At 67.2% G+C, this 24,942-nt stretch carries 25 protein-coding genes; 13 read left to right on the top strand and 12 right to left on the bottom strand.

What is annotated here, in order from left to right; genetic code table 11:
* The first annotated feature begins 4 nt into the window (after window positions 1-4).
* From AC07PF_RS10740 to AC07PF_RS10725, 4 genes are all read left to right on the top strand, one after another.
* A complete protein-coding gene (locus tag AC07PF_RS10740) occupies window positions 5-577 on the top strand; it encodes a TetR/AcrR family transcriptional regulator (RefSeq protein WP_494611823.1) in 573 nt (190 codons plus the stop codon).
* A gap of 152 nt (window positions 578-729) precedes the next feature.
* Entirely contained in the window at window positions 730-1,191 is a 462-nt protein-coding gene (locus AC07PF_RS10735) for a (2Fe-2S)-binding protein (RefSeq protein ID WP_007853921.1), read from the top strand.
* Window positions 1,192-1,204: 13 nt separating this feature from the next.
* Entirely contained in the window at window positions 1,205-3,472 is a 2,268-nt protein-coding gene (locus AC07PF_RS10730; RefSeq protein WP_494611822.1) for a xanthine dehydrogenase family protein molybdopterin-binding subunit, read from the top strand.
* A gap of 2 nt (window positions 3,473-3,474) precedes the next feature.
* Complete coding sequence (locus AC07PF_RS10725) at window positions 3,475-4,044, top strand: nucleotidyltransferase family protein (RefSeq protein ID WP_494608865.1); 570 nt, start codon at window positions 3,475-3,477, stop codon at window positions 4,042-4,044.
* Here AC07PF_RS10725 and AC07PF_RS10720 read toward each other — a convergent pair.
* Window positions 4,031-4,552: a superoxide dismutase family protein gene (locus AC07PF_RS10720; protein ID WP_007853914.1), complete on the bottom strand. Its 522-nt coding sequence runs from the start codon at window positions 4,550-4,552 to the stop codon at window positions 4,031-4,033. The genes AC07PF_RS10725 and AC07PF_RS10720 overlap by 14 nt on opposite strands.
* Window positions 4,553-4,651: 99 nt before the next feature.
* A complete protein-coding gene (locus AC07PF_RS10715; protein ID WP_494611821.1) occupies window positions 4,652-5,248 on the bottom strand; it encodes a gamma-glutamylcyclotransferase in 597 nt (198 codons plus the stop codon).
* Window positions 5,249-5,331: 83 nt separating this feature from the next.
* On the opposite strand from AC07PF_RS10715, the gene AC07PF_RS10710 reads away from it, so the two are divergent.
* Entirely contained in the window at window positions 5,332-5,883 is a 552-nt protein-coding gene (locus AC07PF_RS10710) for an OmpA family protein (RefSeq protein WP_007853907.1), read from the top strand.
* Between the two features lie 96 nt (window positions 5,884-5,979).
* Here AC07PF_RS10710 and gloA read toward each other — a convergent pair whose 3' ends face one another.
* From gloA to AC07PF_RS10695, 3 genes are all read right to left on the bottom strand, one after another.
* Window positions 5,980-6,393, bottom strand: a complete 414-nt coding sequence (gloA, locus tag AC07PF_RS10705; protein ID WP_007853904.1) for a lactoylglutathione lyase — start codon at window positions 6,391-6,393, stop codon at window positions 5,980-5,982.
* A gap of 54 nt (window positions 6,394-6,447) precedes the next feature.
* The gene (locus tag AC07PF_RS10700; RefSeq protein WP_494611820.1) at window positions 6,448-7,257 is read right to left on the bottom strand and encodes an SHOCT domain-containing protein; all 810 of its coding nucleotides are present in this window, start codon (window positions 7,255-7,257) and stop codon (window positions 6,448-6,450) included.
* Between the two features lie 82 nt (window positions 7,258-7,339).
* A complete protein-coding gene (locus AC07PF_RS10695; protein WP_494611819.1) occupies window positions 7,340-7,891 on the bottom strand; it encodes a PaaI family thioesterase in 552 nt (183 codons plus the stop codon).
* 58 nt (window positions 7,892-7,949) lie between these two features.
* On the opposite strand from AC07PF_RS10695, the gene AC07PF_RS10690 reads away from it, so the two are divergent.
* From AC07PF_RS10690 to AC07PF_RS10675, 4 genes are read left to right on the top strand one after another with little or no spacing between them, the layout of a single operon-like run.
* Window positions 7,950-8,429 (top strand): MarR family winged helix-turn-helix transcriptional regulator, encoded by a 480-nt coding sequence (locus tag AC07PF_RS10690; protein ID WP_494611818.1) that lies wholly within the window; start codon window positions 7,950-7,952, stop codon window positions 8,427-8,429.
* Window positions 8,419-9,669, top strand: a complete 1,251-nt coding sequence (locus AC07PF_RS10685; protein WP_007853894.1) for an MFS transporter — start codon at window positions 8,419-8,421, stop codon at window positions 9,667-9,669. Before AC07PF_RS10690 ends, AC07PF_RS10685 begins: the two co-directional genes overlap by 11 nt.
* Before the next feature lie 33 nt (window positions 9,670-9,702).
* The gene (locus AC07PF_RS10680; RefSeq protein WP_494611817.1) at window positions 9,703-10,179 is read left to right on the top strand and encodes a MaoC family dehydratase; all 477 of its coding nucleotides are present in this window, start codon (window positions 9,703-9,705) and stop codon (window positions 10,177-10,179) included.
* A complete protein-coding gene (locus tag AC07PF_RS10675) occupies window positions 10,176-11,618 on the top strand; it encodes an MATE family efflux transporter (RefSeq protein ID WP_494608858.1) in 1,443 nt (480 codons plus the stop codon). The genes AC07PF_RS10680 and AC07PF_RS10675 overlap by 4 nt, the downstream gene beginning before the upstream one ends.
* Here the strand turns inward: AC07PF_RS10675 and AC07PF_RS10670 are convergent.
* Together AC07PF_RS10670 and AC07PF_RS10665 are read right to left on the bottom strand one after the other, a co-directional pair.
* Complete coding sequence (locus AC07PF_RS10670) at window positions 11,600-12,403, bottom strand: SDR family NAD(P)-dependent oxidoreductase (RefSeq protein ID WP_007853887.1); 804 nt, start codon at window positions 12,401-12,403, stop codon at window positions 11,600-11,602. The two genes, AC07PF_RS10675 and AC07PF_RS10670, sit on opposite strands and share 19 nt — an antisense overlap.
* 206 nt (window positions 12,404-12,609) lie before the next feature.
* A complete protein-coding gene (locus tag AC07PF_RS10665) occupies window positions 12,610-12,843 on the bottom strand; it encodes a hypothetical protein (RefSeq protein WP_494611816.1) in 234 nt (77 codons plus the stop codon).
* A gap of 106 nt (window positions 12,844-12,949) precedes the next feature.
* Between AC07PF_RS10665 and AC07PF_RS10660 the strand changes: the two genes are divergently transcribed.
* Both AC07PF_RS10660 and AC07PF_RS10655 read left to right on the top strand, forming a co-directional pair.
* Window positions 12,950-15,217: an EAL domain-containing protein gene (locus AC07PF_RS10660; RefSeq protein ID WP_007853881.1), complete on the top strand. Its 2,268-nt coding sequence runs from the start codon at window positions 12,950-12,952 to the stop codon at window positions 15,215-15,217.
* A 122-nt stretch (window positions 15,218-15,339) separates the two neighbouring features.
* Window positions 15,340-17,886 carry a bifunctional diguanylate cyclase/phosphodiesterase gene (locus AC07PF_RS10655; RefSeq protein WP_007853878.1) on the top strand — a complete coding sequence of 849 codons (2,547 nt, stop codon included), beginning with the start codon at window positions 15,340-15,342 and terminating at the stop codon, window positions 17,884-17,886.
* A 60-nt stretch (window positions 17,887-17,946) separates the two neighbouring features.
* On the opposite strand, the gene AC07PF_RS10650 is transcribed toward AC07PF_RS10655, so the two are convergent.
* Genes AC07PF_RS10650 through AC07PF_RS10640 form a run of 3 tightly spaced genes read right to left on the bottom strand, consistent with a single transcriptional unit; the run spans window position 17,947 to window position 20,627 of the window.
* Complete coding sequence (locus tag AC07PF_RS10650) at window positions 17,947-19,092, bottom strand: ankyrin repeat domain-containing protein (protein WP_494611815.1); 1,146 nt, start codon at window positions 19,090-19,092, stop codon at window positions 17,947-17,949.
* Complete coding sequence (locus AC07PF_RS10645; protein ID WP_494611814.1) at window positions 19,089-19,712, bottom strand: sigma-70 family RNA polymerase sigma factor; 624 nt, start codon at window positions 19,710-19,712, stop codon at window positions 19,089-19,091. Before AC07PF_RS10645 ends, AC07PF_RS10650 begins: the two co-directional genes overlap by 4 nt.
* Before the next feature lie 27 nt (window positions 19,713-19,739).
* Complete coding sequence (locus AC07PF_RS10640; RefSeq protein ID WP_494611813.1) at window positions 19,740-20,627, bottom strand: hypothetical protein; 888 nt, start codon at window positions 20,625-20,627, stop codon at window positions 19,740-19,742.
* A 241-nt stretch (window positions 20,628-20,868) separates the two neighbouring features.
* Between AC07PF_RS10640 and AC07PF_RS10635 the strand changes: the two genes are divergently transcribed.
* Window positions 20,869-22,302, top strand: a complete 1,434-nt coding sequence (locus AC07PF_RS10635; RefSeq protein WP_494611812.1) for a M20/M25/M40 family metallo-hydrolase — start codon at window positions 20,869-20,871, stop codon at window positions 22,300-22,302.
* A gap of 130 nt (window positions 22,303-22,432) precedes the next feature.
* Here AC07PF_RS10635 and AC07PF_RS10630 read toward each other — a convergent pair whose 3' ends face one another.
* On the bottom strand, window positions 22,433-22,894 hold the full coding sequence (locus tag AC07PF_RS10630; protein WP_494611811.1) for an Lrp/AsnC family transcriptional regulator: 462 nt from the start codon (window positions 22,892-22,894) through the stop codon (window positions 22,433-22,435).
* A gap of 175 nt (window positions 22,895-23,069) precedes the next feature.
* Between AC07PF_RS10630 and AC07PF_RS10625 the strand changes: the two genes are divergently transcribed.
* Window positions 23,070-24,164, top strand: a complete 1,095-nt coding sequence (locus tag AC07PF_RS10625; protein ID WP_494611810.1) for a saccharopine dehydrogenase family protein — start codon at window positions 23,070-23,072, stop codon at window positions 24,162-24,164.
* Between the two features lie 106 nt (window positions 24,165-24,270).
* Here AC07PF_RS10625 and AC07PF_RS10620 read toward each other — a convergent pair whose 3' ends face one another.
* Entirely contained in the window at window positions 24,271-24,921 is a 651-nt protein-coding gene (locus AC07PF_RS10620) for a GntR family transcriptional regulator (protein WP_007853861.1), read from the bottom strand.
* Window positions 24,922-24,942: the final 21 nt, after the last annotated feature.

The following is a 24,942-nucleotide window of genomic DNA, read 5'->3' as shown; positions in this document are numbered from 1 at the left end:
TGCGATGAAACCCAAAGACGATGAAAAGCAGCGTGCGATTGCGCAGGCCACCTTCGACCTGGTGGGCCAGACCGGCCTGAGCGGGCTCACCATGGCCCAGATCGCGCGTGCCGCGGGCATCGCCACCAGCACGCTCTACGTCTACTACCCGTCCAAGGACGAGCTCATCAGCCAGCTCTACCAGGACGCCAAGACCGTCACCGCCGCGCGCATCATGGACGGCGTGGTGCCCAGCCTGCCGTACCGCGCCCGGGTGCGCCGCATCTGGGAGAACCTGCTGCGCCACCGGCTGGACCAGCATGCCGAGGTGGTCTTCCAGGAGCAGTACTACAACTCGCCCTGGTTCACCGAGGGCAACCGCGAGTTCTCCACGCGCCTGATGGCCGGCTTCTACGCCCTGATGCAGGAGGGCCAGCAGCAAGAGATCCTCAAGGCCGTGCCCGTGCCCCTGCTCACCGCCAGCCTGATCGGCTCGGTGCGCGAAACCGCCGGCCTGATACGCACCGGCGTGCTGCCCGACGACGAGGCCCTGCACCAGATGGCCTTCGGCCTGTGCTGGGACGCGCTCAAAGCATGATCCGCCGATTTGCGCTTTAATCGAATAAATATTCTCTTAAAAATGGCAATCCCCACCGCGTTCCCGTTGCCTTGCCGATGGCGGCGCTCAAGCTGCCTTCGCCCTGCTGTTTCCCCCGCACTGTAAAAAAACCTCCCCAAGGAGAACCCACGATGCCCACGCTCCATATCAACGGCAAAGAAACGGCTGTGGATGCCGATGAATCCACCCCCATCCTCTGGGCCCTGCGCGACACGCTGGGCATGACCGGCACCAAGTTCGGCTGCGGCCAGGCCCTGTGCGGCGCCTGTACCGTGCACCTGAACGGCGCGCCGATCCGCTCGTGCATCACGCCGATCTCGGCCGCTGCGGGCCAGAAGATCACCACCATCGAGGCCATCGCGGCCAGTGATAAGGTGGGCAAGGCCGTGCATGCCGCCTGGGTCAAGCACGACGTGGCGCAATGCGGCTACTGCCAGAGCGGCCAGATCATGAGCGCCACGGCGCTGCTCAAGGGCAAGAAGAAGCCCAGCGACGCCGACATCGATACCGCCATGGCCGGCAACGTCTGCCGCTGTGGAACCTATGTGCGCATCCGCGCGGCCATCCATGATGCCGCCCGTACCCTGGCCTGAAGGAGCACGCACCATGCATTTCCATCCCGACACCGTTCAGGCCCACATGCCCCGCCATCTGCTCGCGCTGCTGGAAAAATCCCAGGAGGGGCCTGCCGAAGCGGGCCTGGCCGAAGGCCTGGCGCGCCGCAGCTTTCTCAAGGTCACGGCGGCCACCGGCTTTGCGCTGGGCGCGTTTCCGCTGGCCTCCGTTGCACAGGGTACGGCGGCTGCGCCGGCCGCCGGCCTCAAGCCTTTCCAGCAGCCTTCGGCCTTTGTGCGCATCGAGCCCGATGGCATCGTCACCGTCACCATCAACCGGCTGGATTTCGGCCAGGGCGTGCAGACCGGCCTGCCCATGATCCTGGCCGAGGAGCTCGATGCCGACTGGTCCAAGGTGCGCAGCACGCACGGCGACGCCAACATCGCCTATGCCGACCCTGCCATGGGCCTGCACCTCACGGGCGGCTCCAATTCCATCAAGAACTCCTATACCCAGTACCGCGAACTCGGTGCCCGCACCCGCGCCATGCTGGTGTCGGCCGCGGCAGCGCAGTGGGGCGTGGACGCATCGGCCCTGCGCACGCAGAACGGCTTTGTCGTGGGGCCCGGCGGCAAGAAGCTGGGCTATGGCGAGCTGGCCGAGGCGGCCATGAAGCTGCCCGTGCCCGAAAAAGTCACCCTGAAGGACCCCAAGCAGTTCCGCCTGATCGGCCAGCCCACGGGGCGGCTCGACGCCAAGGCCAAGTCCAGCGGCCTGCAGGACTATGGCATCGACGTGCGCCTGCCCGGCATGCTGACCGCCGTGGTCGCGCGCCCGCCGGTGTTCGCGGCCAAGCTCAAATCGCTGGACGACTCGGCCGCCAAAGCCGTCAAGGGCGTGAAGGCCGTGCTCCGCGTGCCCACCGACCGGGGCGGCGAGGGCGTGGCTGTGATCGCCGATGGCTACTGGGCGGCCAAGCAGGGCCGCGACGCGCTCAAGGTGGAATGGAACACCGACGCAGTGGAAAAGCCCGACACCACGGCACTGCTGGCCAGTTACCGCGCGCTCGCGGCCAAACCCGGCCTGGTCGCCATGCAGGCCGACACGGCCGCGCTGGCGAATGCGCCGCACAAGATCAGCGCCGAGTTCGTCTTCCCCTACCTGGCCCATGCCCCCATGGAGCCGCTCAACTGCACCGTGCTGCTGGCTGGCGACAAGGCCGAGCTGTGGATGGGCACGCAGATGCCGGGCCTGGACGCGGTGGCCGCCGCCCAGGCCCTGGGCCTGCAGCCGCAGAACGTCAAGGTGCACACGCAGATGGCCGGGGGCGGCTTTGGCCGCCGGGCCATTCCCACCAGCGACTATGTGGTGGAGGCCTGCAGCGTGGCCAAGGCCGCGCTGGGTGCCGGCCTGGGGGTGCCCGTGCGCACGCTCTGGAGCCGCGAGGACGACATCAAGGGCGGCTACTATCGCCCCATGCATGTGCACCGCGCAGAGATCGGTTTCGACGCCCAGGGTCAGATCCTGGCCTGGGACCACACCATCGTGGGCCAGTCCATCGTCAAGGGCTCGCCGTTCGAGGGCTTCATGGTCAAGAACGGCATCGACGCCACGGCCATCGAAGGCATGAAGGAGCCCTATGATGTGCCCATGAAGCTTTCGGTCCACCACCCACAGGTCAACGTGCCAGTGCTCTGGTGGCGCAGCGTGGGCTCCACCCACACGGCCTACGCCATGGAGACCCTGATCGACGAGGTGGCCCGCACCACCAGGCAGGACCCCGTGGCCTACCGCCTGCGCCTGATGGGCGACAAGCACCCCCGCCACAAGGCGGCGCTGCAGCTCGCGGTGGCCCAGTCCGGCTATGGCAAGAAGAAGCTGGCCGCGGGCCGCGCCTGGGGCGTGGCGGTGCACGAATCCTTCCAGTCGGTCGTGGCCTATGTGGTCGAGGCCTCGGTGACGAAGGACGGTGCCCCCAAGCTGCACCGCATCACGGCCGGTGTGCACTGCAACCTGGCGGTCAACCCGAAAAGCGTGGAGGCCCAGGTGCAGGGCGGGGCGCTGATGGGCCTGTCGATGTGCCTGCCGGGCGGTGCCATCACGCTCAAGGACGGCGTGGTGGAGCAAAGCAATTTCGGCGACTTCGCGGTGCCGCGCATCACCGACATGCCGCAGGTGGCCGTGCACATCGTGCCCAGCGCAGAACCGCCCACGGGCATGGGCGAGCCTGGGCTGCCGCCGCTGGCGCCGGCATTTGCCAACGCCATTGCGCAACTCACGGGCAAGACGCCGCGTGAGCTGCCGTTCAAGATGGCGTGACGATGGCACCACAACCGCTGCCATCCCCCGTGGTGTTGGTGCTGGCCTCCGGCCGGGGCGAGCGCTTTGCGGCTTCGGGTGGCAGCGTGCACAAGCTGAGCGCATTGCTCCATGGCCTGCCGGTGCTGGAGCACACGCTGGCCGCCGTGCGCGCCAGCGGCCTGCCCTGGCACCTGGAGGATGCGGGCCACCCGGGCATGGGGGATTCGATCGCGGCGGCTGTGCGTGCCACGGCGGATGCGCCCGGCTGGCTGGTGCTGCCCGGGGATCTGCCCCTGGTGCGGCCGCAAACCCTGCGCAGGATGGCGGCTGCGCTGTACGGCTGTGCGGTGGCCGTGCCGGTGCACGAGGGCGAGCGCGGTCACCCGGTGGCTTTTTCGGCGCAATGCCTGCCGGGCCTGCTGGCCCTGGCGGGAGAGCAGGGCGCCGCCAGCGTGGTGCGCGAGCAGCAGGCGCAGGGCCGGTCGCGGCTGGTGGAAGTCGATGACGAAGGCACGGTGACCGATGTGGACACCGTGCAGGACCTGGCCCGGGCGGAGCAGGTCCTGGCCGGCAGGCTTACTTCGCCGTGATCACGGCGCACGCCAGGCGCGGGCCGGCATTGCCGGTTGGCTGGGTGGTGTAGTCGTCGGGGTCGCGGTGCACGATCAGGCCCTTGCCGACGATGTCGTTGGCGGTGCTGCCCACGCGGATGGAGCGCGACTCGAAGCTGATCTTGGCCACGCCGCCGGCGTCGGCCTTCAGGCTGGGCAGATCGCCCGTGTGGTGCTCGGCGGCGCCATGGCTGCCGTGCGGCTTGCCGCCGGGGTTGAAGTGGCCGCCGGCGCTCATGCCGTCGCCGCTGGAGCAGTCGCCTTTTTCATGGATGTGGAAACCGTGCTCGGCACCGGGCTTGAGGCCGCGGACTTCGCCGTGGACCTTGACCACGTCGCCCGTCTGCACGAAGGTGACCGTGCCGGTGGTGGTGTTGCCACGCGTGGATTCGAGCTTGGCCACGGCCGAAGGGCCGGACGACGAAAAGGCGGCGCAGCCGGCAATGCTTGCCACGGCAGCGGCGGCCAGGGCGGTACGAAGAATCATGATGAAGCTCACTCCTTGAACAAACAAACGAACAGGGCAGATAGGTCGGTAGAGGTGCAGTGGCGCAGACGGCTTGCTCTGCACCACACCAGTGCCGCACTATGCCTGCTTTTTGTCGGTAAGCGAAAGTAATCTTCCCAGCGAGCGGTCGTGGATGCCCAGCCGGCGCAGCTCGTCGTAGGTGGCCTGGGCGTAGTCGCGCGTGGTGCCGAACTTGCCGCAGGCCTGCTCGAAGATACGGCAGTACTCCTGGTCGGGCAGCTCGCCCGTGTGGTTGGGGCTTTTGCGCGACAGGGTGAAGGCCAGCGCCTGCACGCTGCCATGGGGCGTGTGGCAGGTGAGCCAGCGCGGGTCGTACACGCCGGTCATCATCTCGCGCTGCCACAGGTTGATCAGCACCTGGCGCGCATGCGCCTTGTCCACCCGGAACACCATGCCCCGGCAGCTGCCGCCCGAGAGCATGCCAAACACCAGGCCCGGGCACTCGGGCGTGCCACGGTTGATGCGGCTCCACATCTTGAGTGCCCGGTGCCAGCCGTGCACACGGGCCGCCCGGCGCTCGCTGAAGTCGAAATCGGGCCGCCAGATCAGCGAGCCGTAGCCGAACACCCACAGGTCCCGGTGGCCGCCCCATTGCTGCAGGGCCCGCTCCAGCATGGGGGCAGGATCGCGCAGCGGTGCGGGAAGACTCGTCATCGCATCACTCTACAATGAAGAAGGTGCCCAAGCAGGGCGCCCGACAATATCCACCACATATAGAGACAACACAGGGAGACTCCATGTCCGGTAGTTCCGACAACGACAGCCAAGAACGTTTTGCACTCGGTTTTCTGTTCATCCTGATCGCACTGATCATTTCCACCGCGGTCGGTACCGTGGTGGTCAAGCGCCTGGGCGCCGCAAAGTCCGCCAAGGCAGCCCCTGCAGCCACCGCACTTGCAAGCAACGCACCAGCCGCTCCGGCCGCTGACACGGCTGCAACTGCTGCTGCGGCCGACGCCGCCAGCGTGCGCGTCGAGAACGGCGTCGTGAAGTTCTACTTTGCCAGCGCCAAGGCCGACCTGGCCGCAGGCGCCAACGAAGCCCTGGCCGATGTGGTCAAGGGCGTGGCCGAAGGCAAGAAGGCTGTGGTCTCGGGCTTCCACGACGCCACGGGCGACGCCGCCGCCAATGCCGAACTGGCCAAGCAACGCGCCTATGCGGTGCGCGATGCGCTCAAGGGCCTGGGCGTGGCCGAGGACAAGATCGAGCTCAAGAAGCCTGAGGAAACGACGGCCAGCGGCAGCAATGCCGAGGCGCGTCGGGTGGAAGTGGCGCTGGCTGCCGGCTGATCCCCATGGCGGGCTCCACGTTACAGCGTGGGGCGCAGAGAATGAAAAAGCCCGGCATTGCCGGGCTTTTTTGTTGGATGCAGCAGGGCGGTGCGCTCAGCGCAATCCGGTGCCGCCCGTGTCGTTTTTGCGCTCGATCAGCTCGATCTTGTACCCATCCGGATCCGTCACAAACGCGATCACCGTGGTGCCGCCCTTCACCGGCCCGGCCTCGCGCGTCACATTGCCGCCCGCGGCCTTGATCTTGTCGCAGGCCGCGTATGCATCGGGCACGCCCAGGGCGATATGGCCGTAGGCCGTACCCAGGTCGTAGCTCTCGGTGCCCCAGTTGTAGGTCAATTCGATCTCGGCCTGTCCGGGGTTGCCGCCGTCGAAGCCCAGGAAGGCCAGCGAGTACTTGTACTCGGGGTTTTCGGACTGGCGCAGCAGCTGCATGCCCAGCACCTGGGTGTAGAAATCAATCGAGCGCTGAAGGTTGCCAACGCGGAGCATCGTGTGGAGGAATCTCATGCCCTCGATTGTGCCGGCAGATCGAAGACCAGGCACACCGCGGTGATGGCAGGGTCAGATCCGCGCGAGCAGTTCTGCCTTCTTCACCGCGAATTCCTGCTCGGTGAGGATGCCCCTGTCCTTAAGGGCGGCAAGCTGGGAGATGGTTTCGAAGATGGATGCTTGTGTGTTGCTACTGCTGCCGGGCGCTGCTTCTTTGGTCGGGACGGCTGCCTGGGACGCACCCGAGGGCCTGCCTGCTGAATCATCACCGCGTAGAACCAAGGGCAGGGCCGAGAGGTCCACGGTCCCGTGCTGGCTGGTGAAGCTCAGCGTGCCGGCGCCACCTTGCTGCTGACCGACGCCTTGGATCTGGTGTTCCAGCGTGTCGTACAGCGACAGCTTGCCACCCACCTCCACCGCAAGGCGGCGCTTGTCGGCGAAGTAGGCATACCGGGTGGTGTTCTGCGAGCCGCTGCTGTGGGGTGTGCCCAGGTCCGCTGGATACCAGGGGAATTGAGGATGGGTGGCGAAGATCGATGGTGGTGCACTGGCGAACCCCATTTTGCCGCTGCTTTGGGATTGCGATGGGGGAGGGCTTGCCGGCATGGGGGCTGGTAAACCGGCCAGGGCACTGGCCAGTTCGGTCGCCAGGGCATTCACGCGTGCCTTCAATGCGTCATTGAACATGTCGCCGATCATGACCATGCCGCCGCGCACCCATTGGCCGCTGCCGCCGAACTCAGGGTGGGCAAACTGCGCCATCGTGCCGTTGCCCTCCTGCAGGGCCGCCAGCAACTGCCTTACGGCATCCGGACTGAAGCCGGTGCGTGAAGACAGGCCCAAGACAAGTTGCTGACCGTGTTCGCTGAGTTCTGGTGCCATACGACCCTCGAAGAGGTTTCACTGCCGCTGCGCTTCGCTGCGGTCCCGTAGGGTAGCACCAGGCATGCGCGATGCAGGAGTCTTAGGCTTTCGATTGCGTCGGCAGATCGAAGACCAGGCAGGTGGTGGTGGCGTGGGCGTACAGGGTGCCGTCAGCGCCCACCAGGCGGGCCTCGGCGGTGGCGAGTTGGCGGCCGCAGTGGATCACCCGGCCTTCGGCGCGCACGCGCGGCACCTTGGGGGTGATGGCCTTGACCAGGTTCACGCCCAGCTCGGCCGTGGTGTAGCCGCGCCCGGGCAGCATGCGGGTGTGCACCGCGCAGCCCAGGGCCGAGTCGAGCAGGGTGGCGAACCAGCCGCCGTGCACGGTGCCCATGGGGTTCAGGTGCTCCACGCTGGGTGTGCCCTGGAAGACGGCCAGGCCTTCGCCGACCTCCACCAGGCGAAAGTCGAGCGTGCGCGCGATGGGCGGGTAGGGCAGTTCGCCGCGCAGCATGGCCTGCATCATCTGCAGGCCGGTGAGGCCGGCCACCTGGTCGGGCCGCGCCACGCCGGGGCCTACGCCAGCGTCCATGCGGGCCATCACCTCTTGCTCCAGGGCAAGCCATTGTTCGAGTTGGTTGTGCTGTGTCATGGGGTCTTCTTTCGATTGAAGTGTTGCATATGCAATTATTGCAGATACAATCAAATCCATGCAAGCCGAAATCACCATCCCGCCCACCGCAGCCGGGCGTCCCCAGGGCTGTACCAACTTCAAGCTGCGCCAGTTGTTGCGCCGGGTAGGGCAGCACTACGACGCCGAGATGGCCAAGTGCGGGCTCAAGACCACGCAGTACTCGCTGCTGTCGCATGTGTTCAAGCTCGGGCCCATCCGCCCGGGCGACCTGGCGGCGGAGATGAAGATGGATGCCTCCACGCTCACGCGCAACCTGCGCCCGCTGGTGGATGCCGGCTGGGTGACGCTGGAGGTGGGCGCCGACGCGCGCAGCCGCCTGGTGCACATCACCGACGCGGGCCGCGACAAGCGCGCCGAAGCCCAGCGCTGCTGGAAGGTGGCGCAGCTGTCGCTCAACGACCTGCTGGGCGTGGAGCGGGTGATGGCCCTGCACAACCTGGCCGATGAGTGCCTTGAATTGTTGTCCCCCGTGTCGGAGCTTTACCATGGCGAATGATGTGAACGCAGCCTCTCCCAACCGATCGATCGCCATCTGGCTGGTGCTGCTGGCCGCCGCAGGCGCCTTTGCCCTGACCATGGGCACGCGCCAGACCATGGGGCTGTTCCTCTCGGCCCTCAACACCTCCACCGGACTGGGGGTGGGCAGCATCAGCCTGGCCTTTGCCTTTGGCCAGCTGTGGTGGGGCCTGACCCAGCCGTTTGCGGGCGCCGTGGCGGACCGCATCGGCACCGGCCGGGTGATCCTGCTGGGCGTGGCGCTGGTGGCCCTGGGCACCATCATCACGCCGCTGATGACGACGACCGCCGGCCTGATCTTCGCCATCGGCGTGCTGGCCGCGGGCGGTGCGGGCATGGCAGGGCCATCGGTTCTGATGGCGGCGAGCACCCGCCTGGTACCCCCGGCCAAACGCGGCCTGGCCACCGGCATCGTGAATGCAGGCGGCTCTTTCGGCCAGTTTGCGATGGCTCCCATTGCCATCGGCCTCACGGCCGCCGTGGGCTGGGCCAGTGCCATGCAGTGGCTGGGTGTGCTGGTGCTGCTGGCGCTGCCGGCGGCCTTCGTGCTCAAGGGCAATTCCAAGGCGCTGGCGGCCCAGGCGGCCGCGGTATCGGGCGTCAAGGCGCTGACTGCGCGCCAGGCCATCGCACAGGCGCTGGCCACGCCCAGCTACCTGTACCTGTCGGCGGGCTTCCTGGTCTGCGGCTTCCATGTGGCCTTCCTGGCCACGCACCTGCCGGGCGTGATAGCGGCCTGCGGGCTGCCACCCGAAGTCGGCGGCTGGTCGCTGGCCATGATCGGGCTGTTCAACATCATCGGCAGCTTGGCCATGGGCTGGGCCGTGGGGCGCTGGCGCATGAAGTCGCTGCTCTCCATCCTGTACGCCACGCGCGGCATTGCGGTGCTGGTCTTTCTGCTGGCGCCCAAGACCACGGCCGTGATGCTGGTCTTTGCCGCCGTGATGGGCGTGAGTTTCCTGTCCACCGTGCCACCCACGGCCGGCCTGGTGGCCAAGATGTTCGGCACGGCCAACATGGCCATGCTGTTCGGCGTGGTGATGCTCTCGCACCAGATCGGTGGCTTCTTCGGCGCCTACCTGGGCGGCAGCGTGTTCCAGGCCACGGGCAGCTACGACTGGGTCTGGTACATCGACATCGCGCTGGCCCTGGGCGCCGCATTGGTGAACCTGCCGATACGCGAAGCGCCCCTGAAGCGCCTGGTCCCCGCAGCCGCCTGATTCCCCGGCACCGTTTTCAATGAGCCTGTGACCATGACCGATACCACCACTGCAGTGCAACCCCTGTATTTCGACGACATGGCCGTGGGCCGCCGCTTCAAGAGCGGCGAGCATGCGATGGACGCCGGGCAGATCATCGCCTTTGCGAGGCAATTCGATCCGCAGCCCTTCCACATGGACGACGAGGCCGCCAAGGGCACCTTGTTCGGCGGCCTGGCCGCCAGCGGCTGGCACACGGCGGCCATCACCATGCGGCTGCAGGTGACCACGGGGCTGCCTGTGGCCGGCGGCATCATCGGCGCGAGCGGCGAGGTGAGCTGGCCCCGGCCCACCCGGGCCACTGACGTGCTGCACGTGGTGAGCGAGGTGGTGGAGGCCAACCCCTCCAAGTCCAAGCCCGACCGGGGCATGGTCACCATCCGCAGCGAAACGCGCAACCACAACGACGAGGTGCTGCAGGTCTCCACCGTGCGCATCGTCGTGCCGCGCAAGCCCGGGGCTGCACCATGAGCGCTGTTGCCAGTCCAGCCACCGCTGCGGGCGCGGCAGCCATCAACCCGCGCACCCGCATGCTGCTGGAGGCGCCCATCGCCCCCACGCTGCTGCGCCTGGCGCTGCCCAATGTGCTGGTGATGCTGGCCCAGGCCGGCGTGGGCCTGATCGAGACGTATTTCGTCGGCAAGCTCGGTACCGATGCGCTGGCCGGCATGGCCCTGGTGTTCCCAGTGGTGATGCTGATGCAGATGATGTCGGCCGGTGCCATCGGCGGCGGCGTGGCGGCGGCCATTGCGCGGGCGCTGGGTGCCCGGCGCAAGGACGATGCCGATGCGCTGGTGCTGCATGCCCTGGTCATCGGCCTGGTGTTTGCGCTGTGCTTCAGCGTGGCCGTGGTCGGCGGCGGGCGCTGGCTCTACACCCGCATGGGCGGGGCAGGGGGCGCGCTGGAGGCGGCGCTCATCTATTCGAACTGGGTGTTTGCCGGCGCCATCTGCGTCTGGGTGTTCAACACCCTGGCGGCCATCATCCGCGGCACGGGCAACATGGCGGTGCCGGCCTATGTCACGGTGTGGGGCGCGCTGGTGCTCATCCCGCTGTCGCCGCTGCTGATCTTTGGCTGGGGCCCGCTGCCGGGCCTGGGCATTGCGGGCGGGGCCATCGCGCTCATGGCCTACTACGTGCTGGGCAGTGCCGTGCTGGCCTGGTACCTGTGGTCGCCGCGCAGCCTGCTGCGGCCCTCGTTCAAGGGGCTGCAGCTGCGCTGGCCACTGTTCGCCGACATCCTGCGCGTAGGCCTGGTGGGGGCGGTCTCCACCGTGGCGACCAATGTGGCCATCGGCGTCACCACGGCGCTGGTGGGCGGTTTCGGCACGGCGGCCATCGCCGGCTACGGCACGGCGTCGCGGCTCGAGTACCTGTTGGTGCCTTTGGTGTTCGGCTTTGGTGCGCCCCTGGTGGCCATGGTCGGCACCTGCATCGGCGCCGGTCAGCGCGAACGCGCCCTGCGCGCCACCTGGATCGGCGCCGCCATGGCGTTCGGCATGACCGAGGCCATCGGCCTGTGGGCGGCGATGTTCCCCGCCACCTGGCTGTCGCTGTTCGCCAGCGACCCGGCCATGATCGCCGCAGGCAGCCAGTACCTGCGCTCGGTGGGGCCGGTCTATGGCTTCTTCGGCCTGGGGCTGGTGCTGTACTTTGCCTCGCAGGGCGCGGGCCGGCTGTTCTGGCCCGTGGCCGGCAACCTGGCGCGCCTGGTGGTGGCCGTGGTGGGCGGCTGGCTGGCGCTGCGCTGGGACGGCGGCCTGGCCGGCGTGTTCGCGGCCCAGGGCGTGGCCCTGGTGGTCTATGGCATCGTGATCGGCTGGGCCATTGCCGGCGGCGCCTGGTTCGGCCGTGTGGGCTGGCCGAGCAGCCCGGCAGGGCTGCTCAGGCGTCAGACGGGTACGGTGTAGTTGAGGGTCATGCGGCCGCCGTCCACCGTGACGATTTCGCCTGTGACGTAGCTGGCTGCATCGCTGGCCAGCCAGGCCACCACGTCGGCGATCTCGGCCGGGTCGCCCAGGCGCTTCATCGGCGTGCGCGACATGATCTTCGCCTTAGCCTCGTCGCTGGTGAGCACGGCCTTGGCGGCCAGTTCGGTGGCGATGGTGCCGGGCGCCACGGCATTCACGCGCACGTTCTTGTCTGCCAGGGCCAGGGCCATCACGCGCGTGAGCTGGTTGATGCCGCCCTTGCTCACGTTGTAGCTGGAAATGCTGGGAATGGTGAGCACGCCATTGACCGAGCTCATGTTGACGATGGAGCCGCCGCCCGAGGCCACCATGGCCCGCGCCACGGCCTGGCCCACCAGGAACGAGCCCTTGAGGTTGACGCGCAGCACGGCATCGAAGTCCTCTTCGGTCACCTCGAGGAAATCCGCGGCGCGGAAAATGCCCGCGTTGTTCACCAGCACGTCCACCCGGCCATGGGCCTGCAGCGTGCGCTCCACGAGGGCGTCTACCTGGGTCTTGTCGCCCACGTCGCAGCGCACGTACAGGGCGCCGAGCTCCTGGGCCAGTGCATTGCCACGGGCGTCGTCGACATCGGCGATCACGGTGTGGGCGCCTTCGCGGGCAAAGCGCCGCACGCAGGCCTCGCCGATGCCCTGGGCACCCCCGGTGACGATGCAGACCCGGCCCTGGTGGCCGAAGTGGACGGTGGACGAAGCGATGGAAGAGGGCGCGGCAGGGAATGTCATGCCCGGGATGGTAGCGGGTTGCCGGCCACGCGCCGGCGTCTGCCTAGTGTTCTGTCCCGTAAATAGATGCCAAAAATAAAACCGATGGATTTCGCGCCAAGGCAAGGCGCAAACCGCAGCGATAGCCGTAGCTATCGCGAGGATTTGCAACGCGGCCCTGGCGTGAAAGGCACGGTTTTATTGGCATTTATTTGCGGGACAGGACACTAGCGGCGCGGAGGGCTGCGGCGGAGGGTTTTGGGCGTGGAGATCGCGCCTGTCGCCTTGTGGGCGGTCTGCCTTGTGCGGGGGCGCAACACGGGCTTGAAGCGGGCGCGCTCCCTGCTGGCGCGGTGGCCGCGCCATAGCCAGGCGAGCGCCAGCATCAGCACCACCGCCCAGGCGGTCACCATCCGAGGGTTGCCGGCCAGCCAGGACATCAAGAAATCGACATACTCCATGGGGCGCAAGCTATCACAGCACGAATGCCCGTTGCATGGGTGTAAACAATCATCAACAAATGTCCGAAGGCCGGGATTTGCTGAAACCCTTGGATACACTCCAACCATGAGCGACCTGACGGCCACCACGACCGAAGCGCCTTCGCACGCCAAGGCCTTGCTGCAGCTGTGCAGGCGCCTGGAACGTGCGTGGACCCTGTCCGACATCCTGGATGCGGTGTCCCCCGTGGCGGAGCAGGTGCTGGGCTATCCCCATTGCTGGCTGGGCGTCTATGGGCTCAAGCCGGGGTTTGTCTCGATCCTGTTGCATTCCAGCCAGATCAGCGACCCGGCGTTCGCCCGGGCCATCGACACCACCGAAATCCCCATTGCCGGCGACAGCATGGTGCAGGAGATCATGGCTGCGGACCACGTGGTGGTGGTGGCCGATGCCCGCACCGACCCGCGCACCAACAAGGAGATCGTGGCGGCGCTGCACAACCGCACCATCATCAACATCCCCTTGATCCTGGCAGAGCAGCGGCTGGGCGCGGTGGGCATGGGCACCTATGGCGATGCGGAAGGCGTGCGCCCGCCCTTGCCCTGGCAGATCGATTTCATGCAGGCCATGGGGGCCCATGTGGCCGTGGCCATGGACCGGGTGCGCTTCATGCAGGCGCGCAAGGACGCCGAGGACGCGCTCTACCACGAGAAGGAGCGCCTGCAGGTCACGCTGCACTCGATCGGTGATGCGGTGATCTCCACCAATGCCCAGGGGGATCTGCTCTACATCAACCCGGCTGCCGAGGCGCTGACCGGCTGGAGCCTGACCGCTGCCGTGGGCAAGCCCTATGGCGAGGTGTTCCGGCTGCTCGGGCCCGAGGGGGCCGGGGAGCCGGCGCCCGACATGATGGCCGGCGCCATTGCCGCCGCGCAGGCCCTGCGCTACCCGGAGCTGCAACTGCAACCCCTGCAGGGCGGCCGGGTGCTGGTGGAGGCGACGGCATCGCCCATCAAGGACGCCGATGGCGAGGTGCAGGGCGCCGTGCTGGTGTTCCGCGACGTGACGGAGCAGCGCCGCCTGAGCCACGAGATCGCCTACCAGGCCCTGCACGACGAACTGACCGGGCTGGGCAACCGGCGTGCATTCGAGCAGGCGCTGGCCTGCGCCTTCGACGGGACGCGGGGCACGGCACGCCACGACGTGGTGTGCTACCTGGATCTGGACGAGTTCAAGGTGGTCAACGACACCTGTGGCCACACGGCAGGCGATGCCATGCTGCGCGAGATATCCGGCCTGTTTGCCAGCCTGCTGGACGAGCAGGACCTGCTGTGCCGCATCGGCGGGGATGAATTTGGCATCCTGCTCACGAAGCGCAGCGTGGCTTCGGCCCTGCAGCTTGCCGACAGGCTGCAGCAAGCGCTGGCCCACTACCACTTCGTGTGGCTGGAGCAGCGCTTTGGCGTGGGCGTCAGCATCGGCATGGTGGCGTTCGATGCCCAGACCGAAAGCGTGGGCGCCTTGCTGCAGGCCGCGGACAGCGCCTGCTACGTGGCCAAGGACGCGGGCCGCAACCGGATCCATCTGTACGCCATCGACGACCCTGCGCTGGCGCAGCGCTATGGCGTCATGGAGTGGGTGAGCCGCATCGAGCATGCCCTGCTGCACGACCGCTTCGAGCTGTTCGCGCAGCCCATCGTGCCGCTGCAGGGCGGGGATGAGCAGGGCCTGCATTGCGAGATCCTGCTGCGCATCCGCAGCGAGCAGGGCGAGCTGGTGCTGCCGGGCCGCTTCATGCCGGCGGCCGAGCGCTACCACCTGGCCGCCCGCGTGGACCGCTGGGTCGTGACCCATGCATTGCGCTGGGTGGTGGAGCAGCAGGACCGCATCGGTCAGTGCTCGATCAACCTGTCGGGCCAGTCGCTGGGGGATGCGGCCTTCACCGCCTTCGTGCTGCAGGCGCTGCAGCATGCCGATGTGCCGTGCTCCAAGCTGTGCTTTGAAATCACCGAGACGGCAGCCATCAGCAACCTGCACACGGCCAATCACTTCATCGAGGCCTTGCGCGCCAGCGGCTGCAAGATCTCGCTCGATGACTTTGGCAGCGGCCTGTCTTCCTTTGCCTACCTGCGCAACCTGCCGGTCGATGTGCTCAAGATCGATGGCCAGTTCGTGCGCGACATCGACCGCGACCCGGTGAGCCTGGCCATGGTCAAGTCCATCCACGAGATCGGCTGCCTGATGGGCAAGCGCACCGTGGCCGAGTTCGTCGAGAGCCCTGCCCTGGTGGGCATATTGCAGAAGATCGGGGTGCACTATGCCCAGGGCTATGCCGTAGGCCACCCGGTACCGCTCGCGCAGGTGCTCGAGGGGCACCGGGCTGTGCTCCCATGACATCCACCCGAAGGCGCATCGACCCCTGGCGGCGTTCTGCGCTGAAAGGCCGGTACGCCATGGCGCCGCCCGCGCAGGCACGCGTGTTGCACGCAGCGGGCGTGTAACCGGAGCCCATGAGGATGCGTGCCTTCCAGCTGTCTCTGCGGACCGCCATTGCAGTGCCTTTTGCGGCGCTGTTCATGGCCACGGTCGTGCTGCAGGCAGTCACGCAGCACCGGCAGATCAGCCAACTGATCGACCAGGAGAGTGTGCGCGTGCTGGAGGCCCTGACCAGCAATTCGCGGGCGCGCCTGGCGGAATTCCTCGAAACCCCGTTCCTGATCCAGAGCACGGTGGCCGACGCCATCAGCCGCCATGGCCTGTACCAGGAAGGCAACCTGCGCCCTGTGTACACCCATCTGCGGGGGGTGTTTTCCGACCTGTATGCCGGGCAGCAGCAGATCAGCCTGCTGAGCTTCGGGAGCCGGGCAGGGGAGTACACCGGCATCCGCCGCGAACCCGGCGAGGGTTTTCGGCTGATCCTCAAGGATGCCACGACGAGCGGCATGATGAATGTGTACGAGGACGATACGCTGCGCAAGGTGGCGGCGGCCTTTCCCAACTACGACCCGCGGGTGCGCCCCTGGTATGCGCCAGTGGCCGGATCGGGCCAGCCGCGCTGGTCGCCCATCTACACCACCGCCGGGGAGCGCGGGGACATCACCATTTCGGCGGCAACCCCTGTGGTGGCCGATGGCAGCCTGCTGGGCGTCATGGAGGCCGATGTCCGGCTGGACAGCCTGAACCGCTTTCTGCGCGAGGACCCGCTGCGCGGGCAGGGGCAGATCTTCATCGTCGATGCGCAGGGCCTGATCGTGGCCCATTCGGAGCCGGGCTCGGTGCTCGGCGAGCGGCGCAATGCCGCCGGCCAGCGGGAGCGTCTGCGCATCTCCGAAAGCACCAGCCCCCAGATCCGAACGGCCGAGAGCTACCTGCGCGAAGTTCCGGCCGCTGCCGGTGGCAGCTTCCACTTCCAGCACCTGGATGCGCGCTACTTCGGCCGCGTCACCCCCTATGCGGACCGGCGCGGCATCGACTGGCGCATCGTCGTGCTGCTGCCCGAGTCGGAGCTGCTCGGCGACACCCGCAGTGCCGGCCAGGGGGCGTTGCTGGCCGCCGGGGCCATTGCCATCATCGGCCTGCTGCTCGGCCTGTGGGTGATCCAGTGGGCCGCGCGGCCCATCCTCAGGACCGCCGAGGCGGCCAACCGGATCGCGCGGGGCGATTGGGACACCGACATCGCCGCCCCCAGCCCCTTGCGGGAAACCACGGTCCTGGTGCTCGCCTTCAATGAAATGTCACACCGGCTGCAGCGCTCGTTCCTGCAGATGCAGGAACTGCTCACCCACGACAGCCTGACCCAGCTGCTCACGCGCCGGGGGCTGCTGGAGCAGGTGCAGTGGGCGGAGCCCAAGCGCGCGGTGCTCAGCCTCGTGGGGCTGAACGCCTTTCGCGCCATCAACGACAGCGTGGGCTATGGCACGGGTGACCGCATGCTGCAGGCGGTTGCCAACCGGCTGCGCGGGCATTTTCCCGCGCCCGTGCTGCTCGCCCGCGTGGGTGGGGACGAGTTTGCCCTGCTGAGTCTGGTGGAGGAGGGGGAGCAGTCTGCGGAGCGCTTTGGCAAGGCTGTGCTGGGCCTGTTTGCCACCCCCTTCTCGGCGGGGGCCGACGAGGTCATGGTGCATGCCTCGGTGGGCCTGGTGGCGGGACATCTGCGCGGGGAGGAGCTGGCGGAGTGGCTGCGCAACGGCAGCATTGCCCTGGGTGAGGCCAAGCGCCACGGCCAGAGCCAGTGGATGGTGTTCGAGCCCGGCATGGCAGACCAGTCGATGGAGCGCACGCGGCTGGCGTCCGAGTTGCGGCAGGCCCTGGACAAGGACCAGTTCCTCGTGCACTACCAGCCGGTGATCGACCTGGCCACAGGCCGCGTGACGGGTGCCGAAGCCCTGCTGCGCTGGCGCAGCCCCACACGCGGCATGGTGCCGCCGGGCGTGTTCATCGCCATGGCCGAGGAAAGCGACCTGATCCTGGCGCTGGGCGACTGGGTCATGCTGCGGGCCACCCGGGACATCGCCCAGCAATTGCCGCAGTTGCCCGACGACTTCGGCCTGCATGTCAATGTGTCAGCGCGACAACTGATCCAGTCGGACTTTGTCGAGCAGGTGCAGCGCACGCTGGAGGCCAGCGGCCTGCCGGCGCGCCACCTGACGCTGGAGCTCACCGAATCGGTGCTGATCGAGGGCGATGCCGTCACGCACCAGCAGCTCTCGCGCCTGCGCGCGCTGGGGCTGAAGATCGCCATCGACGACTTCGGCACGGGCTACTCGTCGCTGGCCTACCTGAGCCGGCTGCCTTTCGACTGCCTGAAGATCGACCAGACCTTCGTGCGCGACCTGGTCGAATCTTCCCAGAACGCCGCCATCGTCACGGCCGTGCTGCACATGGCCAAGGGCTTCGGCGTAACCGTGGTGGCCGAGGGCGTCGAGACCGAGGCCCAGGCCCGGTGCCTGCTGCAGATGGGCTGCGGCAGCGCCCAGGGCTACTGGTTCGGGCGCCCGGCGCCGCTGGAGCACATGAACCTGGCCCAGCGCAGCCTGGATGGCTCGGGCCAGGGTTTGAAATAGGCCTGCGGGCCGGGAAAAGGCGGCCCCTCGACGCCCGCAGTGGGGAACCGGCTGGCGGCCTCAGGAGCCGGCGTCGATCAATTCCGCAATGCGGGTGTGGCCCAACCTTCTGGCTTGCTGGGCCGCGCTCAGGCCTTCATGGTCCACCAAGGCGGGGTTGGCGCCCAGGGCCAGCAGCCTCTGGACCGTGGTGGTCTGGCCGTTGGCGGCGGCGAGCATCAGCGCCGTCCTGCCCAGATTGTCGCGGGCGTCGATGGCGGCGCCTTGGGCGATGAGGCTTTCTACCTCTGGGGTACGGCCTGCGCGGGCCGCTTCCCGCAGGGCATCCGGCAGCGCGGCGCTGCTGCGCCCGCTGTCGGCGCGCGGGGCGGCCGCGGTCAGGCGGTTGTCCGCCGCACCGTCTCGCCGCAGGCCGCTGCCCGCTGCTGCTGCCTGTGCCGCAGGCCGCGCTGGTTCTGGCAGGTACGAGCGAGCGGCTTCAGCGGCCTCTGCAGGGGCTGCCGCCGAAGGAGACGGTGGCGGTGGCGCCGCCGATTTCGCGACCGCTGCATCCTGGGCCGCCAGGCGCTCGCGCATTTCCGTGCGTGGGGGCGTGGAAGGCAGTGTCGGCGCGGCGGCTGGTGAGGCGGGGAAGCCCGACACGGCGCCGACGTTCCCTGGCGCTGGTGGAGCTTGGGCCTCCTGGATGGCGGGGGCCGGCGCCGTCTTGGCCAGCGGCCGGGTGGGCCCTGACGCCGGTGCGGCGGGCTGGTGGGCCTGGGGCCTGGCCAGTGCGCTGGCCTCCTCATGGGCGCTGCGTTGCAATGGCGCGGGCGCGGAGGGCTCGGGAGCGGCGGCCGCAGGGGCTTGTGGCGTGGCTGCAGGTGCGGGCGGCGCTGTGGCGGGTGCCTGCACGCTGGCGGAGGGCGTAGCGCGGCGCTGGCCGTAGGCGATTTCCTGCTCCTCGGGCGTCCCGCGCTGGAACTGCAGCAGCAGCAGGCCGGTCAGTCCCACCACGGCCACGGTGGCCAGGGCCGATACCTTCCAGCGCGACTGGTTGGCGGCAGGCTGCTGGGGGGCAGGGGAGGCGGGCAGGGCGGCCGTGGCCGCTGCCAGCATCTGGGCATGGGCACGCACGGCGTCGCGGACATGGGCGCCGGGGCGGGCACCGTCCTGTTCGCTGGCTTCGCGGTACCGCTGGGTCAGCTCGTCGTCCCGCGCGCTCATGGTGCAAACTCCTGTAGCTGTTGGCGAAGGCTGGTGCGCGCATAGCGCAGGCGGCTCTTGGCGGTTTCAAAATGGACGCCGGTCGTTTGCGCGATCTCCTGCACGCTGAGGTCGCCTTCGGCCTGCAGAAGAAAGGCCTCGCGCTGCTCGAACGGCAATTGCTCGACCGCAGCGATCAGGGCAGCCGCCTGCTCGCGCGACTGCAGCTGCCGCACCGGGCCGAAGCCGGAGTCGGCCGCCAGCGTGTCGGCCAGGCCGGAGCCTCCTGCGCCGCTGCCGTCGCCGTCGTCCGCATCCAGGCTGGCGTGATTGCGGGTGGTGCGCAGGTGGTCCACCAGCCGGTTGTGGGCCAGGGTGAACAGCCAGGTGCGGAATTTCGCCTTGACTTCATAGCTGGCTGCGTTGCGCGCCACCGCAAACCAGACGTCCTGCAGCAGGTCGTCCGCCACCGCCTGGACCTTCACGCTGCGCAGCACGAAGCGCCATACGGCCAGCTCGTGCCGGCCGTACAGCGTGTCGAACGCGCCCATGTCGCCGGCCGCATAGCGCAGCATCAGCGTCTCGTCGGCATCGTCGGGGGACAGGGCGGTCTGCACCTGCGCATTATGCGGGGACCTCATCCCTCGGCGAAGCTGGGCTGGGGTGGGTCACCTGGGGTTGGGCACATAGGACACGGCGTCCGATTGGGGAAAGGCGCGCGGGATCGGCGGGCGCACCGGTTGCTCGCGGATCACGCCAAGGGCCATCAGGTTCTCGCGGCTGTCGTAGCGGATGCTGATGACTTCGTTGGGGCGCTCCTGCAGGCGGGTGAATGTGGTCTGCGACACCACGGAGGTCTCGCGCTGGCCGTGCGCCGTGCCCAGCTTGGCGGCCGGTGCGGGTGCGGACCTGGCCGAGCTGCCCGCGGCCAGCGAGCGGTTGGCGGAAGACTCCGCCTCCGCGGATGGCGCGGCTGCGGCAGCCGGCGCTGCCGGCTCCTCGCGCAGGCGCCCCAGGCCGCCGTAGCTGCTGTCACTGCTGCTGTCGCGGCGCTGGCTGTACGGCTCGGGCAGGACGACTGCTGGGGCGGGTGGCGGCTGCTCGCGGAACAGCGCCACCCCGATCACGCCCACGTTGGCCGGCCGGCCGGTGCGGCTGGCATACGAGTTGGCAATGTTGGAGAACTCGAAGGCGGCCACTTCGCTGCTGCTTTTGCGCCAGCCGGTGATCTGGTAGCGCTCATAGGCCGAAAACACATAGCCGCGCTGGTCCCAGGCCGCGGTTTCGCCGCTGAGCACGTTCACGCCATCCACCGAGGGCACGGCCAGCACACGCTCGCCGCTGCGGTTGTGCACGGTGACCGCGTAGCGCGCACCGGGCCGGCCGGCCACCCAGTATTCGCCTTTGGCGTAGTGCACCGGCAGCGTGGCGCCGGTATCCCGGTCCACGATGGTGACGTCGGCCAGGCGGCCGATGGCCTGGGCAGGCAGGCTGGCCAGCGACAGCATGGCGGCCAATGCCGTCAGTGCGGGAAGGATCAGTGAACCGGATTTCATGGCAGCTCCATCAATCAAAGTGTTGGTACTGGGTGAAACGAACGGGGCGGAGAAATGGGGTTGAACATGCGCAAAAAATTTCCGATGCCCCGCTGGCGTGGTGGGGAAGGGCGCTGACAGGGAGCAGGCAGGCCACGCCCGGAGCCGCGTTGATCCGGGAAACCCCTTACGCACCCGACAGCGCATTGACAGGTGCAGGCAGCAAACTGGCCCAAAACCATCCAACAACGAGAGTTCCACCATGTCCGTACCGTTCTCCTTCGCCGCCCGCCTGCGGCGCACTCCGCTGTCGCTGGCCAGTGCCGTGGCTGCTGCTTCCCTGCTGTGTGCGTCGCCGGCCGCATCGGCCGCCGACTCCGAGGTCGACACCTTCAAGAGCATCTACAAGCAGCTGATAGAGATCAACACCACGGACTCGGTGGGCAGCACGACCGAGGCCTCGCAGGCCATGCGGCAGCGGCTGCTGGACGCGGGGTTTGCCCCGGGCGACTTCGAGGTCATCGAGCCGTACCCGCGCAAGGGCAACCTGCTGGGCCGCTACAAGGGCACGGGACAGAAGAAGCCGCTGCTGCTGCTGGCCCACATCGACGTGGTGGAGGCCCGCCGCGAAGACTGGAAAACCGATCCCTTCAAGCTGCAGGAGGTCGACGGCCGCTACATCGCCCGCGGCGCCATCGACGACAAGGCCATGGCCGCCTCCTACGTCTCTGCGCTTGCGCAGTTGCGCCGCGAGGGCTTCAAGCCCAACCGCGACATCGTGCTGGCGCTGACAGCGGACGAAGAGTTGGGGGATTCACCGGCCAACGGGGCTTCCTGGCTGCTCAAGAATCGCCGCCAGGACGTCGACGCGGAATTCGGCATCAACGAGGGCGGCCGCGGCGAACTCAAGAACGGCAAGCCCCATGCGCACGTGATGCAGATCGGGGAGAAGACCTTTCTCCAATACCAGTTCGAGGCCACCGGCCCGGGCGCGCACAGTGCCCGGCCCACCCCGGCCAACACCATCTACGACCTGGCCGAAGCCCTGGTGCGCCTGCGGCAGTACCGCTTTCCGGTCGACATCAACCCGGCGGCGCGCACCTATTTCGAACGCAGCGCCCCCATGCAGGCCGAAGACGTGCGTGCGGATTTCCTGGCGGTGGCGGGCGGAAATCCGCCGGCCGACGTGGTGGAGCGGCTGTCCAACCGCGGCCCCATCATCGGCCTGCTGCGCACCACCTGCGTGGCCACCATGGTGCAGGCCGGCCATGCCGTCAATGCGCAGGCCCAAAGCGCCAAGGCCACCATCAACTGCCGTGCGCTGCCCGGTCAGGATCTGGAATTCGTGGAGCAGAAGTTGCGCGAGATCGCAGGCCCCAAGGTCAAGGTGACGCAGCAGGTGCGCGAAGAGCCGGCACCCGGTTCGCCGCTCAAGCCGGAACTCATGCAGGTCGTCGAGTCCATCAGCGGCATCATGTGGCCAGGGGTTCCCGTGGTGCCGACCATGGGGGTCAGCACCACGGACAGCCGCCATTTCCGCGCTGCGGGCATCCCCATGTACGGCGTGTCCGGACTGTTCGTCGATCCCGACAAGACGGGGGTGCACGCCCTTGACGAGAACATCGGCGTGGCCGAACTGCTCAAGGGCCGCGAGTTCATGTACCAGCTCATCAAGCGCCTGGCGTCCCAGCCTTGAAGGATCAAGGCTGGAGCATCGGCGGTTCCCGTGTCTGGCCGCGCAAGGCCGGTGGGAACCTCAGTTGCGAGCGGCCGGGTTTGGCGGGGCTGACACGTGCAGCTTCAGTCATGCTGATTGCAGTGTCCGCCTAGCCACCTCTGTCGATTCGAAGGGCGAGAATGACCGAGGTGTTTGTTCTAGTGACTCCCTCGATCTCCCCAATTTGATCAAGCAGCACGTCAAGCCGCGCCGTGTTGTCTGCCCGAAGGGTGGCCATGTAGTCAAACTCGCCGCTCACCGATGCAAGCTGGAGCAATTCGGGAAACTTCGTCAGCTCCCTGATGACTTCTTTGCCAGCTTTGGGCTGCACCACGATGCCCACAAATGCCTGTACGCCCCGTGCGACCGCTTCGCCTCCGAGGCGCACCGAGTAGCCACCGATGAGGCCGTTTGCTTCGAGTCTTGCAAGACGTGCCACGACCGTGGTTCTGGCCACGCCGAGCTTGCGGGCCAGGTTGGCGGTGCTTTCACGCGCGTTGGCCTGCAGCAGCGCAATGAGTTCCCGATCGAATTTGTCGCGCAGCAGTGTTGCGGGAAGGTTTGTCGGCACGTTCAGGTGAAGGACAGAAGTCAAAAAAAGAGAGAGGGTGACGATTCGGCGTTATTTTCCATCATTCTGGCGAAGACGATTGGTATTTCGTCGAACTCATGCTTTTTTTCGTCAGCGGGTTTCGGAACACTCGGGTGTATCGCCTCTACCCACCACGTTCCTCAAGGAAACTCGCATGAAAGTAGCTCTTCTCGGCGCAGGCCACGTCGGCCAAACCATTGCCCAACTGCTGTACACCAGTGGCGACTATGAGTTGACGGTCTTCGACCGTGACCAGGCCGCATTGGGTCGGCTTGCCCAAAGGGGCATCCGGACCCTGTGCATCAACACCTCCAATGCCGTTGAACTCACGAATGCCCTGGACGGGCACGTTGCAGTGGTCAATGCGCTCCCGTACCACCTTGCAATTTCTGCTGCCCAGGCGGCCTTGCGAGCCCGTTGCCACTACTTCGATCTGACGGAGGACGTGGCGGCAACCAAGGAGATCAAGCGTCTCGCACAGGACGCTGAAACTGCGTTCATGCCCCAGTGCGGCCTCGCCCCGGGCTTCATCGGGATAGTGGCCCACCACCTTGCCAGCAGCTTCGAGGCTCTCCACGACGTGAAGATGCGTGTGGGCGCATTGCCGGCGTTTCCCACAAATGCGCTCAAGTACAACCTGACGTGGAGCGTGGATGGCCTCATCAATGAGTACTGCCATCCGTGCGAGGCGATACACGACGGCCGGGTGATCTCGGCCCTGCCGCTCGAAGGGCTGGAGCACTTTTCCCTGGACGGGGTGGAGTACGAAGCCTTCAACACGTCGGGTGGTCTGGGAACCTTGTGTGAAACTTGGGACGGAAAGCTGCGCAATCTTGACTACAAGACGGTGCGCTACCCAGGGCATCGCGCCTTGATGCAATTTCTGCTGGATGAGCTGCAACTCAAGAGCGACCAGGACACACTGAAGACCGTCCTTCGGCGCAGCATGCCCGCCACCATGCAGGACGTGGTGCTGGTTTTCGTCACCGTCTCCGGCACCAAGAACGGCGCGCTCGTGCAGGAGGTGTTCGCGCGGAAGATCTTCGCCGAGCGTGATGGTGCATACCCGTTGTCCGCCATCCAGATCACAACCGCTGCAGGGATCTGCGCGGCCCTTGACCTGTTTCGGGAAAGGAAGCTGCCTCAGCGCGGGTTCATTCGCCAGGAGCAAGTCGCTCTCACGGATTTCCTGGCAAATCGTTTTGGCCGGGCCTACCAGCAGTACCGTCAAGTTGAATCGATTGGTTGAGTAGGGAGGGCAGGGCAGCGGCCTTGGCGCAAGCCATCGTGCCGCTTCACATGCTTACGGCGACAGGCAAAAATGTAAGACTGTATCCAGTTGGCTGCCAGCCTGGTCAGGGGCGCATGAGTTTCGCGAGTGTTTCCAACGTGCTGCAAACATGCTCGCGAACCACCGCTTCGATCAACTCCGGGCGCTTGCGGCGCAGCGCGTCGATGATGAACCCGTGCTCCTCGCGGCTCGGTCTGGGCTTGTACGTCGACTGCAGCCATAGCCGCATATGGGGCTCGATGCACACGTGGAGCGCCGCAATCTGCGCTACCAGTCGCGGACGGGCACTCAAGCCGCACAAGTACAGGTGGAAGTCGCGGTGCTCGGTCACCCAGGCGGAAAGATCTTCTGCGCATCGGTCCATGGCATCCAGTCGCCGCTCGAGCTCATCAATGTCCGCAGGGCCGATCCGGCTCAAAGCGGCTGTTGCGGCCAAGCCTTCCAACACCGCCCGCATCTCGAACACCTCGATCGCCTCGGCATGGTTCAGGCCCCGCACCACCGCACCACGGTTGGGGCGGATGGTGAGCAATTCTTGCGTTGCAAGGCGCCGGAACGCGTCGCGCACCGGCATTCGACTCATCCCCAATTGCGACGCAATCTCCTCGGGCACGATGCGGTCGCCCGCCTTGAACTGACCCATGCGGATTCCGTTGAGGAGGAACCGATAGGCTTCTTCCTCCGCCGTTGCGGGGCTCGAAAAGGGCGTCAGCATGCTTGCCATTCAATTGGATTG

Source organism: Acidovorax sp. GW821-FHT10A04 (assembly GCF_059415825.1).
Note: the sequence above shows the minus strand (reverse complement) of the source record. Positions and strands in the feature narration are given on the sequence as shown.